This window comes from Siccirubricoccus phaeus (assembly GCF_008360935.1).
GTDB classification, from domain to species: Bacteria; Pseudomonadota; Alphaproteobacteria; order Acetobacterales; family Acetobacteraceae; genus Siccirubricoccus; species Siccirubricoccus phaeus.
The window spans coordinates 185,046-200,154 of sequence record NZ_SRXO01000003.1; the positions used below are offsets into that span (position 1 = coordinate 185,046).

The 15,109-nt window shown below is 70.8% G+C and carries 15 protein-coding genes; 12 read left to right on the forward strand and 3 right to left on the reverse strand.

Annotated elements, in window-relative coordinates; all coding sequences use genetic code 11:
- Window positions 1-31: 31 nt before the first annotated feature.
- Window positions 32-1,081: an ABC transporter ATP-binding protein gene (locus E5N76_RS05570; protein ID WP_149536310.1), complete on the reverse strand. Its 1,050-nt coding sequence runs from the start codon at window positions 1,079-1,081 to the stop codon at window positions 32-34.
- 239 nt (window positions 1,082-1,320) lie between these two features.
- A complete protein-coding gene (locus E5N76_RS05575) occupies window positions 1,321-2,979 on the reverse strand; it encodes a thiamine pyrophosphate-requiring protein (RefSeq protein WP_268921288.1) in 1,659 nt (552 codons plus the stop codon).
- Window positions 2,980-3,159: 180 nt separating this feature from the next.
- Here E5N76_RS05575 and E5N76_RS05580 point away from each other — a divergent pair, with 180 nt between their 5' ends.
- The 6 genes from E5N76_RS05580 to E5N76_RS05605 all read left to right on the forward strand — a co-directional run bounded on the left by E5N76_RS05580 (window position 3,160) and on the right by E5N76_RS05605 (window position 8,005).
- Window positions 3,160-3,354, forward strand: a complete 195-nt coding sequence (locus E5N76_RS05580; protein WP_149536312.1) for a hypothetical protein — start codon at window positions 3,160-3,162, stop codon at window positions 3,352-3,354.
- A complete protein-coding gene (locus E5N76_RS05585; protein ID WP_149536313.1) occupies window positions 3,351-4,736 on the forward strand; it encodes an amidase in 1,386 nt (461 codons plus the stop codon). Before E5N76_RS05580 ends, E5N76_RS05585 begins: the two co-directional genes overlap by 4 nt.
- On the forward strand, window positions 4,733-5,758 hold the full coding sequence (locus E5N76_RS05590; RefSeq protein ID WP_149536314.1) for an isopenicillin N synthase family dioxygenase: 1,026 nt from the start codon (window positions 4,733-4,735) through the stop codon (window positions 5,756-5,758). Before E5N76_RS05585 ends, E5N76_RS05590 begins: the two co-directional genes overlap by 4 nt.
- A 104-nt stretch (window positions 5,759-5,862) precedes the next feature.
- Entirely contained in the window at window positions 5,863-6,408 is a 546-nt protein-coding gene (locus E5N76_RS05595) for an RNA polymerase sigma factor (protein WP_149536315.1), read from the forward strand.
- A 1-nt stretch (window position 6,409) separates the two neighbouring features.
- Window positions 6,410-7,063, forward strand: coding sequence for an NrsF family protein (locus tag E5N76_RS05600; protein WP_149536316.1), 654 nt, complete (start codon window positions 6,410-6,412; stop codon window positions 7,061-7,063).
- Between the two features lie 219 nt (window positions 7,064-7,282).
- The gene (locus E5N76_RS05605; RefSeq protein ID WP_235907578.1) at window positions 7,283-8,005 is read left to right on the forward strand and encodes a 2OG-Fe(II) oxygenase; all 723 of its coding nucleotides are present in this window, start codon (window positions 7,283-7,285) and stop codon (window positions 8,003-8,005) included.
- Window positions 8,006-8,091: 86 nt separating this feature from the next.
- Here the strand turns inward: E5N76_RS05605 and E5N76_RS29355 are convergent, their stop codons facing one another.
- A complete protein-coding gene (locus E5N76_RS29355) occupies window positions 8,092-8,244 on the reverse strand; it encodes a hypothetical protein (protein ID WP_187829993.1) in 153 nt (50 codons plus the stop codon).
- Window positions 8,245-8,452: 208 nt separating this feature from the next.
- Between E5N76_RS29355 and E5N76_RS05610 the strand changes: the two genes are divergently transcribed.
- The 6 genes from E5N76_RS05610 to era all read left to right on the forward strand — a co-directional run bounded on the left by E5N76_RS05610 (window position 8,453) and on the right by era (window position 15,092).
- The gene (locus E5N76_RS05610) at window positions 8,453-10,192 is read left to right on the forward strand and encodes an acetolactate synthase catalytic subunit (RefSeq protein WP_149536318.1); all 1,740 of its coding nucleotides are present in this window, start codon (window positions 8,453-8,455) and stop codon (window positions 10,190-10,192) included.
- 174 nt (window positions 10,193-10,366) lie between these two features.
- Window positions 10,367-11,404 (forward strand): zinc-dependent alcohol dehydrogenase, encoded by a 1,038-nt coding sequence (locus tag E5N76_RS05615; protein ID WP_187829994.1) that lies wholly within the window; start codon window positions 10,367-10,369, stop codon window positions 11,402-11,404.
- A gap of 132 nt (window positions 11,405-11,536) precedes the next feature.
- Complete coding sequence (locus E5N76_RS05620; RefSeq protein ID WP_149536320.1) at window positions 11,537-12,298, forward strand: SDR family oxidoreductase; 762 nt, start codon at window positions 11,537-11,539, stop codon at window positions 12,296-12,298.
- 186 nt (window positions 12,299-12,484) lie between these two features.
- On the forward strand, window positions 12,485-13,219 hold the full coding sequence (gene lepB / locus E5N76_RS05625; protein WP_149536321.1) for a signal peptidase I: 735 nt from the start codon (window positions 12,485-12,487) through the stop codon (window positions 13,217-13,219).
- Window positions 13,220-13,221: 2 nt separating this feature from the next.
- A complete protein-coding gene (gene rnc, locus E5N76_RS05630; RefSeq protein WP_149536322.1) occupies window positions 13,222-13,938 on the forward strand; it encodes a ribonuclease III in 717 nt (238 codons plus the stop codon).
- Between the two features lie 143 nt (window positions 13,939-14,081).
- Window positions 14,082-15,092, forward strand: a complete 1,011-nt coding sequence (era, locus tag E5N76_RS05635) for a GTPase Era (RefSeq protein ID WP_149536323.1) — start codon at window positions 14,082-14,084, stop codon at window positions 15,090-15,092.
- Window positions 15,093-15,109: the final 17 nt, after the last annotated feature.

The following is a 15,109-nucleotide window of genomic DNA, read 5'->3' on the forward strand; positions in this document are numbered from 1 at the left end:
GACGCTCCCTTTGGGATCTTCTGCTTGAGGTTCAGGCGGCGACGCGCCGGCCGCTGCCGGCCTCGAAGAGATGCACCAGGCCGAGCTCCGGGCTGATGCCGATGGTGTCCCCCGGCCCGGCGGAAATGCGCTCGCGGAAGGCGCAATTCAGCAGCGTCTCGCCCACGCGGAGGAAGACCTGGGTCTCCGACCCCGTCGGCTCCACGATCTGCACCTTGGCCTGCAGGCCGTTGGGGTCCAGGCGGAAATGCTCCGGCCTTATGCCGTAGGTGCCGACGCCGTTCTTCGCCGCGGGCGGCAGCGGCAGCACGGCGCCGCCCTCCGCCTCGAACCCGCCATTGGCGATGCGGCCGGGCAGCAGGTTCATCGCCGGGCTGCCGATGAAGCCGGCGACGAAGAGATTGGCCGGGTTGTCGTAGAGCTCGAGCGGCGGGCCGACCTGCTCCACATTGCCGCTGTTCATCACGACGATCTTGTCGGCCATGGTCATGGCCTCGATCTGGTCATGGGTGACGTAAACGGTGGTGACCTTCAGCCGCTGGTGCAGCTCCTTGATCTCGGCGCGCATCTGCACCCGCAGCTTGGCGTCGAGATTCGACAGCGGTTCGTCGAACAGGAAGACCTGCGGGTTGCGCACAATGGCGCGGCCCATGGCCACGCGCTGCCGCTGGCCGCCGGAAAGCTGGCGTGGGTAGCGTTGCAGCAGCGCCTCCAGCCCCAGGATCCTGGCGGCGCGCCCCACCTCCTGCTCCATCACCGCGCGCGGCGCCTTGGCCAGCTTCATGGAGAAGGCCATGTTGTCGAACACGGTCATATGCGGGTAGAGCGCGTAATTCTGGAACACCATGGCGATGTCCCGGTCCTTCGGCGGCACCTGGTTCACCACCCGGTTGCCGATGGCGATCTCGCCGGCGGTGATGTTCTCGAGGCCCGCCAGCATGCGCAGCAAGGTGGATTTGCCGCAGCCGGAGGGGCCGACCAGCACGACGAATTCGCCGTCCGCGATGTCGACGCTGACACCATGCAGCACTTCGACCGGCCCGAAGGCCTTGCGGACGTTCCGGATGGATACGGACGCCATCTTACCTCCCCTGGTCGGGCGCTGCTTGCCGCGCGCCCGTATTCAGCCCTGCCTGTCCGGCTCAGGTCTGCATTACAGCCATGTTAGCACGGCTGTGCGCAACAAAATTTGCGTCGAGGCCCGGCCCCGCCCACGCCCCGAGGCGGGATGGGTCGGGCCTCGCCCACCCATCCTGGTCCGGCGCGCTGTTCGGCCACGCGATTCAGGGTCTCGGTGAGGCCGCCGCAACCGATCGCGCTCTAGAGCCGCGAGACCTGAGTCTCCTTGCTGGTGATGAATTCCAGCAGCACCGGGATGCCCGCCTTTGTCTTCTCGATGCCGCGCTTGATGGCGGGGACGATCTCGCTCGGGTCGGTCACCCGCTCGCCATGGCCGCCGAAGGCGCGGGCCATGGCGGCGTAGTCGCCGGAGATGTCGGTGCTGCGGTATTTCTCCGTGCTGACCGGCATCACCTTCAGCTCGATCGCCATGGAGAAATTATTCAGCAGGATGGACATGATGGGGATGCGCTCGCGCACCGCCGTCTCGAAATCCATGCCGGTGAAGCCGATCGCCGCATCGCCCCACACATTCATGCAGAGCTTTTCCGGCGCCGCCAGCTTGGCGCCCATGGCGAGGCCGAGGCCGTAGCCGAGCTGCGTGGTCTTGCCCCAGCCGAGGTAGGAGAGCGGCGTCGTCGCTTTCCAGAAGGGGGAAATCTGGTCGCGCGGGCTGCCGGCATCATGGGTGATGATGCAATTGTCCCGGTCCACCGTGTGCTGCAGATCCCACAGCACCCGGTAGGGGTTCAGCGGCGCGTCCTTGCTGGTGAGCTTCGGCATCCACTCCGCCAGCCAGGGCTCCCGCACCGTCTGGATTTCGACCGCCACCGGCGTCGGATCGCGTGGGCTCGGCACCAGCGTGGCAAGTTCGGCCAGCAGCGCATCCAGCGTCAGCGCCGCATCGCCGATCAACCCAATCTCCGCCCGCACATCCTTGTTCAGATGCATCGGGTCCAGCGTGCCGTGAATGATCTTCGGCCCCTTCGGCATCTTCACGCCGAAATTGGTCTCGGTGAAGGAGCAGCCGATGCCGAAGATGACATCCGCCTTGTCGAGGAAATGCCGCACCGGCTTGGAGATGGCGAGGCCGCCGGAGCCGAGGCTCAGCGGATGCTCCTCATTGAAGGCGCTCTTGCCGCCAAGGCTGCTGGTGACCGGCGCTGCCAGCAATTCGGCCAGCGCCTTCAACTGCGGCCAGGCCCGCGCCCAATGCACGCCCTGGCCGGCATAGATCACCGGCCGCTTCGCCTCCGCCAGCAGCTTCGCCGCGCGCTTCACCTCCGCCGGGTCCGGGCCGTAGCGCGTCGCCATCACCGGCGCGTAGTCCAGCTCGCCGACCTCCTCGTTCCACAGATCGGTCGGCACTTCCACCAGCACCGGGCCGCCGCGGCCGTTGCGCAGCCGGGTGAAGGCGCGGCGCATGATGTTGCCGATCTCGGCCGCCAGCACCACCGGCTCGGCCGATTTCACCACATGGTGCATCGCCTGGGTGGAGTTGAAATTCGGGTCGACATGCGCGATCCGGCGTGGATAGCCCTGCGGCACCACCAGCACCGGCACGCTCTCGCCATAGGCCTGGGCGACGCCGCCATAGGCGTTCTCGGACCCCGGCCCGTGCTGCATGCAGAAGGCGCCGATCTTGCGGCCGGCGGTGACGCGGCTGATGGCATCCGCCATGTGCAGCCCGATGCGTTCCTGCCGCACCATCACCGGGCGGATGTCGCGCGCCGCGGCGAATTCGATGAGGTGGTTGACCGGATAGCCGGTGAGGATCTCGACGCCTTCGCGCCGCATGATCTCGGCAATGGCTTCGCCCAGCTTCATGGCTGCCGCCTCCCTTGCTGCATGGCGCCCGATTGCCGGCGCTGCCCGTTTCTGCCGGTCAGCCTAGACCTGTGGCCGCGCCGGGCGCAACCGGCCGGCCCAGGGGCGCTCCGGGGGCGGTCCGGGGGGGCGGTCCGGGAACCGCCAGGGTGGTTCACGCCGCCGCGCATTGCGCCATACTGCGCCGCAGCACCGGGAGAGGAGAGGGGCGCGATGCCGCCGAAGATCACCGAGGCCGAGTTCGAGGCGCTGCTCGCCCGGGCCGGCCTGACGCTGCCGCAGGCGCAGAAGGCCGCCATCTACGCCGTCTATGGCGGCATCGAGGCCTGGCAGGCGGCCATCCGCACCCCGACGCCGATGCCTGAGGCCGAGCCCGCCACCACCTTCTCCGCGGAGCCCGGCCGATGATCCCGACCATTGCCGAGGCGGCGAAGCTGATCGCCGCGAGAAAACTCTCGCCGCTGGAGCTCGCCCAGGAATGCCTGGCGCGCGCCCACAGGCTGAACGGCACGCTGCACGCCTTCATCCGCTTCACGGAGGAGAGCGCGCTGGCGACCGCGAAAGCGGCCGAGGCACGCATCGCGAGGGAGGGGCCGCGCGGTCCCCTGGACGGCATCCCCTTCGCCCACAAGGACATCTACTGCACCGCCGGCATCCCGACGACCGGCCATTCCCGCGTGCTGCAGGATTACGTCCCCACCGAGGACGCGACCACCGTGCGGAAGCTGGCGGAGGCCGGCATCGTCATGCTGGGCAAGCTGGCGACGCATGAATTCGCCTTTGGCGGCCCCTCCTTCGACCTGCCCTGGCCGCCGGCGCGCAATCCCTGGAATCCGGCGCATTTCACCGCCGGCTCCTCCTCCGGCACCGGCGCCGGCGTGGCGGCGGGGCTGTTCCTCGGCGGGACGGGGTCGGACACCGGCGGCTCCATCCGCGGCCCCGCAGCGCTGTGCGGCATTGCCGGCATCAAGCCGACCTACGGCCTTTGCTCCCGCGCCGGGGTGCTGCCGCTGGCGCAATCGCTGGACCATACCGGGCCGATGGCCTGGACCGTGGAGGATTGCGCCCTCCTCCTCCAGGCCATGGCCGGCTACGACCCGGCCGACCCGGCCAGCGCGAACCGGCCCGTGCCGGATTTCACCGCGGAGCTGGGCCAGGGGGTGAAGGGGCTGCGGATCGGAATCGTCCGCCACTTCCACGAGACGGACATGCCGGTCAGCCCCGCGACGCTCAAGGGCATCAACGACGCCGCCGCCTTCTTCAAGGCCGAGGGCGCGGAGGTGGTGGACGTCACCCTGCCGCCGCTCGCCGAGTACAACGCTCCCGGCTGGATCATCCTGCTGACCGAGGCCTATGCCGTGCACGAGGCCTGGATGCGGCGCGACCCCGGCCTCTATGGCGAGCTGCTGCGGCAGCGCCTGGTGCTGGCCGCCACCCTTTCTGCCGCCGACTACATGCAGGCGCAGCGGAAGCGCCGCGCCCTGATCGCCGCGACGGAAGCGGCGACCGCGGGCGTCGACATCCTGCTCACCGCCGCCCAGCCGGGCGAGGCGGCGAAGATCGAGGAAGTGCCGGGCTGGGCCTTCCTGGAAAAGCCCAATTTCACCATTCCCTTCAACGTCACCGGCTGGCCCGGCCTCACCCTCTGCACCGGCTATGGCGCGGGTGGGCTGCCGGTGGCCATGCAGCTCGTCGGCAAGCCCTTCAGCGAGCCGACGCTGTTCCGCGTCGGCGATTGCTACGAGAAGGCTCACACTTGGCGCGCGAAGCGCCCGGAGATGGTCGCATGACGATGTTGCTCCCCGCCCCCGAGGCCCGGCCCCCCGCCCGCATGGTCGGCGGCCGCCTGCCCATCCTCGACGCCGCGCCCTTCCTGCGTGGCGAATCCGGCGCGCTCGAAGCCCTGGCGGCCGAGCTGCGCTTCGCCCTGGAGAATGTCGGCTTCTACCTGCTGGCCGGCCATGGCATCGAGGATTCGCTGATCGAGCAGACCTATGCCGCCTCGAAGCGCTTCCACCACCGCCCGCTGGAGGACAAGCTCCAGGTCCGGATCAACGAGCATAATCTCGGCTACATGCCGATGCGCGGCTCGCTGAACCGTACCAGCGCCTACAACCCGAACGGCAAGCCGAGCGTCAACGAGGCCTTTTTCCTCCGCCGCCAGCGCACGCCGGACGATCCCGACGTCATCGCCAACAAGCCGCTGCGGGGCCTGAACCAGTGGCCGGAGGGGATGCCCGGCTTCCGCGAGGATTGCCTGGCCTATATGGACCGCATGATGCGCCTGGGGCAGAGCCTGGCGCCGGTCTATGCCCGCGCCCTCGGCCTGGTGCCCGACTACTTCGAGAAGGCCTTCGCCCTGCCGAACACCATCCTCCGCCTGACGCATTACCCGGCGGTGGAAGGCTTCCAGGAGGGCGAGTTCAGCATCGCCCCGCACACCGACAGCGGCTTCATGACGCTGCTGCCGGCCAACCCAGTGGATGGGCTCTCGGTGCACCTGCCGGACGGGGTGTGGTTCGACATCCCCCACGTCCCCGGCACCTACACCGTGAACAGCGGCGATATGCTGCATCGCTGGACCAATGAGGTGTTCCTCTCCACTCCGCACCGGGTCCGCAATGTCAGCCCGGCGGCGCGCTACGCCATCCCCTTCTTCTTCGACCCGCATCCGGACACGATGATCGAGGCGCTGCCGAGCTGCGTCGGCCCGGAACGGCCGGCGAAGCACCCGCCCATCCTGTTCGACGACTACATCATCTGGTTCGCGCGGAAGAACTACGTCCACCAGCAGAAGGAGGCGGCGGCCTGAGCGCTGCCGGCTCGCCCCCGCCGGCTGAACCACGTGCCCCGTCTTGGCCGGGAAGCGGCACGTGACTCTTCCCTCCCCGTGCCGGGGCGTTCTACAGGGCCGGCATGAGCGACGGCGAATGGGAGGCCTGGATGGCGGCGGCGCAGGCGGGGGATGCCCGCGCCTATGACCGGCTGCTGCGCGCCGCCCTGCCCCTGCTGCGCGGCATCGCCCGCCGCCGCATCCGGGACCCGGCGGAGGCTGAGGATGCTGTCCAGGACGCCCTGCTGACCATCCACCGGCTGCGCGAGACCTACGACCCCACCCGGCCGCTGAAACCCTGGCTCATCGCCATTACGGAACGCCGGGCGATCGACCGGCTCCGCCGCACTTCCCGCCGGGCGGGGCGGGAATCGGCCATCGATGATTTCGGCGAAACCTTGCCCGACCCTCTGGCGAATCAAGGGGAGGCGAAGGTGGCGGCGGCGGAGCTCCGCTCGGCCGTGGCCGCCCTGCCGGAGGCGCAGCGGACGGCGCTCGGCCTGGCCAAGCTGCAGGATCTGCCGCTGGCCGAGGCCAGCGCCCGCTCCGGCATGTCGGTCGGGGCGTTGAAGGTGGCGACGCATCGGGCGGTAAGGGCGCTAAGAAAGCGCCTGGGCGTGGAGGAGTAGGGTGCGAAGCGAGGATCTGATCGGCCGGCTGAGCGCCGACCTCACCCCGGTACGGCCCATGGCGGCGCCCGGCTGGCAGGCGCTGCTCTGGCTGGCCCTGGCGGCCGGCGCCATCGGGATCTGCGTCCTCGCCTTCGGCATGCGGCACGATATCGGCGAGCGGATGGGGCTGCCCCATGAGCTGGGGCAATGGCTGGCCTCCATCGCCACCGGCATCTGCGCGGCGCTGGCGGCGGCCATGCTGGCACGGGCGGACCGGCCGGCCAGTTGGGGGCTGCTGCCGCTGCCGCCGCTGGCGCTCTGGCTGGCCAGCCTGGGCTGGGGGTGCCTGGCGGATGTCGTCCGGCTCGGCCCCATCGAGGGGCAGCTTGGCACCTCCTGGGGGTGTCTCCGCTTCACCCTGCTGCTGGGGGCGCCGCTGACCGCGGCGCTGCTGCTGCTGCTGCGCCATGCCGGGCCGGTACGGCCGCGGCCGGTGCTGCTGCTCGGGGCGCTGGCCTCGGCGGCGCTCTGCTCGGCGGGGCTGACGCTGTTCCACCATCTGGACGCGGCGGTGATGGTGCTGCTCTGGCATGGCGGGGCGGCGCTGGTGCTGCTGGGGCTGGCGGCGCTGTTCGGGGACCGGCTGCTGCTGCGGGCGCCGGGTTCGGGATAGGGCAGGGGCTCTGCCCCCAGACCCCGGCAGGAGGTCGTCGCGGGCAGTGTCCGCGACCCTGCACCTCCGCCGGGCGGGGTTGCCGGCACTGCCGGCAACGCTTCCCCCCCGGACTCCGCCGTAAGTCCGCAAGTTCCGCCGCGGGTCTGAAACGCGGACCGGGAGGCCGGCCCGGCGCCCTTCGGCCGCAAGATGCGGCAGGCGATGCAGCCCCGATCCATGCCACATACCCCCATGGATATCGCCGACCGCATTGCCGGCCTGGACTGGCCGCGCCTGACCGAGGAGCTCGACCATTACGGCGCCGCCGCCCTCGGCCCCCTGCTGCGCCCCGCGGAATGCGCCGAACTCGCCGCGCTCTATGGGCGGGAGGAGGGGTTCCGCAGCCGTATCGTCATGGCGCGGCACGGCTTCGGCCGGGGGGAATACAAGTATTTCGCCGCCCCGCTGCCCGGGCTGGTCGCAACGCTGCGGGAGGCGCTCTATCGCCGCCTGGCGCCCCTCGCCAATGCCTGGGCGGGGCGGCTGGGGGAGGCGCGGCGCTACCCGCCGGATCTCGCCGATTTCCTCGCCGAATGCCATGCGGCGGGGCAGTGCCGCCCGACCCCGCTGCTGCTGCGCTACGGCGCCGGCGACTATAATTGCCTGCACCAGGACCTCTACGGCCCGCTGGTCTTCCCGCTGCAGGTGGCGGTGCTGCTCTCCGCCCCGGGCCAGGATTTCGCCGGCGGCGAATTCGTGCTGACAGAGCAGCGCCCACGCATGCAGTCCCGTGCCGAGGTGGTGCCCCTTTCCCAGGGCGAGGCAGTCGCCTTCGCCGTGCATCACCGCCCGGTGCAGGGCACGCGCGGCACCTATCGCGTCACCCTGCGCCACGGCGTCAGCCGCCTCCGCGCCGGCCAGCGCTTCACCCTCGGCCTCATCTTCCATGACGCCGCCTGACCGGCCCGCCACCGTCCGTTGCCCTGGCGCGACCTACCTGCACCCGGCGGTGCGAGGCCTGGCTTACTCGGCGACTTCGTGGGGAGCTAACACCCGGTGATGCGGCCGGAGGCGATGCAGTCCTGGTAGTTCATCACCCGGTGCAGCGCGGGGAAGAGCAGGTACCCGCCGCCCAGCACCACCACAATGACGATGACGGCGATCAACGGCAGCAGGTCACGGCGCGGCGGTGGCGGCATGGCCCCAAGCTGCGGCGGAAGCCGGGCGGCGGCAAGGCCCCTGGCTTCCCCTCCCGCGCCGCCGCCATTAGCCTGCGACCGGCCTGGGCGTGCGCACCGGAAATGGGCGCGCCCGGGCCGTGAATCGCCGGCTCAGGCATGTCCGGAGTCGTGGCGGCGTCGGGCCGCTACGGGTCCAGGGCCGGCGCCAGACAATCAGGGGAACGCCATGCCGGACCACGCCGCGCCAGGCAGCAGCAATGCCACCGTCGCCCTCCGCCTCGCCGAGGCCTTCCGCCGCCATGGCGTCACCCTGACCTTCGGCCAGAGCCTGCCCAGCGCCTTCCACCTGGCCGCGCCGCATGTCGGCATCGAGCAGAAGGTCTATCGGCAGGAGAATGCCGGGGGCTCGATGGCGGATGGCTATGCCCGCATCTCCCGCAAGGTGGGCGTCGTCACCGCCCAGAACGGCCCCGCCGCCACCCTGCTGGTGCCGCCGCTGGCCGAGGCGCTGAAGGCCAGCGTGCCGATCGTGGCCCTGGTGCAGGAGGTGACGCGCGACGCCTTCGACCGCAACGCCTTCCAGGAGTTGGACCACCTGAACATGTTCGCCCCCGTGGCGAAATGGGTGCGGCGGCTGGAGCGGGCGGACCGGCTGGACGATTACGTGGACATGGCTTTCACCGCCGCCGCCTCCGGCCGGCCGGGCCCCGCCGTGCTGCTGGTGCCGGCCGACCTGCTGACCGAGGCCGCCGCGCCGGTCTCCGCCCTGCTGCGACCGCGCCAGCTTTCCCTGGGCGAGGTGCCGCTGGACCGGATGCTGGCCGACCCCGCCGCCATTGCCGCCGCGGCGGAGGCGCTGGCGACGGCGAAGCACCCGCTGGTGGTCGCCGGCGGGGGCGTGCACCTCTCCGGCGCCGCTGCGGAGCTGGCGGCGCTGCAGGAGGCGGCGCACCTGCCCGTCGCCACCACCGTCATGGGCAAGGGTGGCGTGGCGGAAACGCATCCGCTCACCCTCGGCGTCATCGGCTATGTGATGGGCCAGGGGGCCCGCACCCAGGCGCTGCGGCCGATGGTGGACCGCGCCGACCTGGTGCTGCTGGTCGGCAACCGCACCAACCAGAACGGCACGGATAGCTGGAAGCTGTTCCAGCCCGGTACGCGCTTCATCCATCTCGACCTGGACCCGATGGAGGTGGGCCGGAATTACGAGGCGATGCGCCTGGTGGGCGACGCCAAGCTGACCCTGGCGGCCCTGACCGAGGCGCTGAAGGCCCGCGACCTCTCCGCCCGCGCCGCCGCCCGGCCGGCGCTGGAGAAGGAGATCGCCGCCGCCGTCGCCGAGTGGAAGAAAACCATCGCCGGCATCACCACCCGCGACGCGAAGCTGCCGCGGCCGGAGCGGCTGATGGCGGAGCTGGATGCGCTGCTGACGCCGGAGGACATCGTCGTCGCCGATGCCTCCTACTCCTCCATCTGGATCGCGAACTACCTGACGGCGCGGCGGCCGGGCCAGCGTTTCCTGACGCCGCGCGGCATTGCCGGCCTCGGCTGGGGCCTGCCCATGGCGATCGGCGCGCAGATCGCGGCGCCCGGCGCGCGCGTGGTCTGCCTCTGCGGCGATGGCGGCTTCGGCCATAGCTGGGCGGAGCTGGAAACGCTGCGGCGGCTGGAACTGCCGGTGACACTGCTGGTGCTGAACAATGGCATCCTCGGCTACCAGAAGCATGCCGAGGAGGTGAAATTCGGCGAGCACACCATTGCCGTGAACTTCACCGCCGTTGACCATGCTGCCATTGCCCGCGCCTGTGGTGTTGAGGGCGTACGGGTGGAGGCGAGCGGCGCGATCCGCGGGGCGCTGGAGGCGGCGCTCGCCTCGCCGAAGCCGGTGTTGATCGACATGCTCACCGACCCCGATGCCAAGCCGCCCATCTCCTTCTACGCCGGCCACTATCCCGAGCCATTTTAGCAATCCCCATGACGTTGCTGCGGAACGCCGCGGGGACGCCTTATCCCCATGACGTTGCTGCGCAACGCCATGGGACCCCCGGGGGCGCCGGGTGACCGGCGCTTCGGCACAGCCTGCCGTGGCGAAGCCACGGCAGGGCACCAGGCGGTCCGGTTCATTGGTGGGAGACCCAGAATGCTGGCACTGAGAAAAATCCGGTCGGAATTCGGGCTGGAATTCCAGGAGATCCCGGAGGCCCCGCCGCCCGGCCCGGCCGAGGTGGTGGTGCGCGTCGAGGCCGCCGGCATCTGCGGCTCCGACATCCACGCCTATGAGTGGACCGCGGGCTACGAATTCATGGTCCCGCACCTGCCGCTGACCATGGGTCATGAATTCGCCGGCACCATCAGCCGCAACGGCACCGGCTCCGGCTTCGCGGAGGGCGATCGCGTCGCCATCATCCCCTTCATCTTCTGCGGCCACTGCGCTGCCTGCCGCAGCGGCGAAACGCGCAATTGCCTGAAGCGGGAGACCATCGGCCTGACCCGCGATGGCGGCTTCCAGGCGGAAGTCCGCATCCCCTCCCGCTGCTGCGTCGCCCTGCCGCCCCAGCTCGACATGGAAGTGGCGGCGCTGGCCGAACCCCTCGGCGTGGGGGCGGAGGCGGTGCTGACCGGCGAGGTCGGGCTGGGCGACACGGTGCTGGTGCTCGGCCCCGGCACCATCGGCCAGGCCATCGCCCTCTTCACCCGGCTGGCCGGCGCGGCGCGCGTCATCGTCGCCGGCCGCGCCGATGCGCCGCGCTTCGAGGTGCTGAAGGCCCTCGGCTTCACCGATCTGCTGGATGTGGCCGAGGCACCGCTGGCCGAGCAGGTGATGGCGCTCACCGGCGGCCGCGCCGTGGATGTGGTGCTGGAAGCCACCGGCGTGCCCGCGACACTGAACGAGGGCATGTCGGTCCTCAGGAAGGGCGGCGTCATCGTCGCCGCCGGCATCCATGCCGAGGCCCTGACCCTGCCCCTGACCAACTTCGTCCGCATGCGCCACCAGCTTCGGTCGACGCATGGCGCGGAGCGCCGCACCTGGGACCGCGTCCTGGCGCATCTCGGCGCGGCGCCGGAAGCCTTCCGCCCGATGATCACCCACCGCCTGCCCTTGGAGCGCGGGCTGGAAGGCTTCGAACTCGCCCGCCAGCGCGCGGCGAGCAAGGTCATCCTCTCTCCGTCCGCCTAAGCGGCAGAGGCACCTCTCCCTCCCCCGCTTGCGGGGGAGGGCTGGGGTGGGGGCTTTCTCCGCCCGCTCCGCCGCCAACCACCCCCACCCTGACCCTCCCCCGCAAGCGGGGGAGGGGATGAGGAGCGCTCCATGTCCAACCAGGATCGCGTGGCCCTGATCACCGGCGCCGGCCGCGGCATTGGCGCCGGCATCGCCATAAAGCTCGGCGCTCTCGGCCACCCCGTCGTGGTCGCCGATGTGATCGAGGAGCGCGAGGCCACCGCCGCCGCCATCCGCGACGCCGGCGGCGAGGCCCGCGCCATCCCCCTGGACGTCGCGGATGATGCAGCCGTCGCCGCCCTTCCCATCCTGCTCGGCGCGTGGTGGGACCGCCTCGGCATCCTGGTGAACAATGCCGGCATCTCCCCCAAGGGTCCGGACGGCAAGGCCCGAAAGATCCGCGACATGCCGGCCGAGGAATGGCGCCGGGTGCTGGCGGTGAACCTCACCGGCGCCTTCCTCGTCTCCCAGGCCTGCATCCCGCCGCTGCGCGCCCGGCGCTGGGGCCGCATCATCATGCTCACCAGCCAGGCCGCGCGCGCCAAGAGCCAGATCGCCGGCGCCCATTACGCCGCCGCCAAGACCGGCCTCATGGGCTTCGCCCGCAGCCTGGCGACGGAGCTCGGCCCGGACGGAATCACCGTGAACTCCATCGCCCCGGGGCGGATCGACACGCCCATGTCCCGTGGCACCACCGCGGCGGCCAATGCCGCCTTCCTCGCCCAGGTGCCGGTCGGCCGGGTCGGCACGCCGGAGGATGTGGCGGAGGTGGCGGCCTTCCTCGCCTCGGACGCCGCCGCCTACCTCAATGGCGCCGCCATCGATGTCGGCGGCGGCAGCTTCATGCCCTGACGCCGCGTGCCGCGAGGGCGGCCGCCCGAATAAGGGCGATGTCAGCCGCCAGCCACCTCGCCGCCATCTTCCCGCCTGCCACGGCCCGGCTGGCCGCCGGGATGCGCCGCTTCCTTGACTCCCCCCGCCCGAAGGGCTTCAACCCGCTGAATTCAACCCGCGGCGGGCCTCCCCTTGAGCAGCTCCATGGCGAAGAACAAGTCGGGCGGCTGGCTCGAGAGTGTGAAGACCATCCTCTATGCGGGGCTGATCGCCATCGGCATCCGCACCATTGCCTTCGAGCCCTTCAATATCCCCTCGGGCTCGATGATCCCCACCCTGCTGGTCGGGGATTATCTCTTCGTCTCGAAATATTCCTACGGCTATTCCCGCTATTCCATGCCGCTCGGGCCCAACCTGTTCTCCGGGCGCATCCTCGGGCAACTGCCGGAACGCGGCGACGTGGCGGTGTTCAAGCTGCCGCGCGACCCCAGCCAGGACTACATCAAGCGCATCATCGGCCTGCCCGGGGACCGCATCCAGGTCCGCAACGGCATCCTGCATGTGAACGGCCAGCCGGTGAAGCGGGAGCTGGTGGGGAATTCCAACCTCGACCGCTGCTATGGCACGGAGCCGAAGCTCTACCGCGAGACCCTGCCGGAAGGCCGGGTGCATGCCATCCTCGAATGCTCGGACACCAATGGCCGGGCCGACAATACGGATGAATACCGCGTGCCGCAGGGCTATGTCTTCGGCATGGGCGACAACCGGGACAACAGCCAGGACAGCCGCTTCCCCGAGGTGGGCTTCATCCCGCTGGAGAATCTGGTGGGGCGGGCGGAGTTCATCTTCTTCTCCATCGACGGCTCCGCCGCCTGGTGGGAGGTGTGGGGCTGGCCCTTCGCGATCCGCTGGTCGCGGCTGTTTTCCGCCATTCGCTGAACATGGCCCGAAAGAAACAGGCGGAGCCGGCCGCGGCGCCTGATTTCGAGGAGCTGGCCCGCCGCATCGGCCATGAGTTCAGGAATCCCGCTTTGCTGCGCCAGGCGCTGACGCACCGTTCGGCGGGCGACCCGCAGCGGGGGCAGCTCGATTCCAATGAAAGGCTGGAATTCCTCGGCGACCGGGTGCTGGCGCTGCTGATGGCGGAATGGCTGGGGGAGCGCTTCCCGGAGGAACGCGAGGGCACGCTGATGCGCCGCTTCGGCGTGCTGGTGGCCTGGGACACGCTGGCAAGGGTGGCGGAGGCGGAGGAGCTCGGCCGCTACGTCATGGTGGCGCCGGGGGAGGGGCGGTCCGGCCTCGCCACGCGGCAGAATGTGCTGGCGGATGCGCTGGAGGCGGTGCTCGGCGCGCTGTTCCTGGATGGCGGGCTGGACGCGGCCCGGCCCTATTTCCGCCGCGCCTTCGCCGGCGAGATCGAGGCGGGGCCGGAGCGGCCCCAGGCCTCGCCGAAGAGCCGGCTGCAGGAATGGCTGCAGGGCAGGGGGCATGGGCTGCCGGAATACCGGCTGGTTTCCACCGCCGGTCCGCCGCACCAGCCGGTTTTCGTGGTGACGGTGACCGCCGCCGGGCGTTCTGCGGAAGGGGTGGGGGACACCAAGCGCGCGGCGGAGCAGCGGGCGGCGGAGGCCTGGCTGGGCGGGGTTAACGGCGGATGAACGAGGAGGAGACCATCACGGGCGGCGCGGCGGCCACGGGCGGGGATGCAGGCCGGCCGGCCGCCGGCCCCAGCAAGGCCGGCGCGACGGCGTCCGAGAGCGGCGAAGCCCGATCGGCGACCGGTGCCGGGGAGGCTGGTCGGATGGCTGCCAAGGGCAGCGAAGCGCGATCCGCGGCCGACTCCGGAGGGGGCCGTCCGGCGGCGTCCGAGGACAGCGGCACCGAGCCCGGCGCCGGAGGCGCGGCCGCGCCCGCTGCCGGCGGCACCACCTGCGGCCTGGTCGCCGTGGTCGGGGCGCCCAATGCGGGCAAGTCCACCCTGGTCAATGCCCTGGCCGGCACCAAGGTCACCATCGTCTCGCCCAAGCCGCAGACCACGCGCTTCCGCATCCGCGCCGTCGTCATGCACCAGGGGGCGCAGATCGTGCTGGTGGACACGCCCGGCATCTTCGCCCCGCGCCGCCGGCTGGACCGCGCCATGGTCGCCGCCGCCTGGGGTGGGGCGAAGGATGCCGACCTCACCCTGCTGATCGTCGATGCCAGGGCCGGCATCACCGATGCGGTGCGGGCGATCTGCGGGCGCCTGGCCAAGGCCGGCCGCCCGGTCTGGCTGGCGCTGAACAAGGTGGATCTGATCGAGCCGCCGCGGCTGCTGCCGCTCGCCGCCGAGCTGAACGCCCTGCTGCCCATCGCCGAGACCTTCATGATCTCCGCCGAGAAGCGGCGCGGCCTGGACCGGCTGCTGGACAGGCTGGCCGAGGCGATGCCGCCCGGCCCATACCTCTTCCCCGAGGACGAGCTCTCCGACCTGCCCAATCGCATGCTGGCCGCCGAGATCGTGCGGGAGCAGATCCTGCGCCAGACTCACCAGGAAGTGCCGCACCACACCACGGTGGAAACGGAAAGCTGGCAGGAGCGGGAGGATGGCAGCGTCCGCATCGACTGCACCATCTATGTCGGGCGGCCGAGCCAGAAGGCCATCCTGATCGGCGATGCCGGGGCGCGGGTGAAGGCGATCGGCGCCGGGGCGCGGCGGGAACTGACGGCGCTGCTGGAACGTCGGGTGCACCTGTTCCTGAACGTGAAGGACCGCCCGGGCTGGGATGAGGAAACCGGCCGAATCCGGGCGCTGGGGCTGGAGCAGGAAGAGTAGGAGTGGGGGGCTCTGCC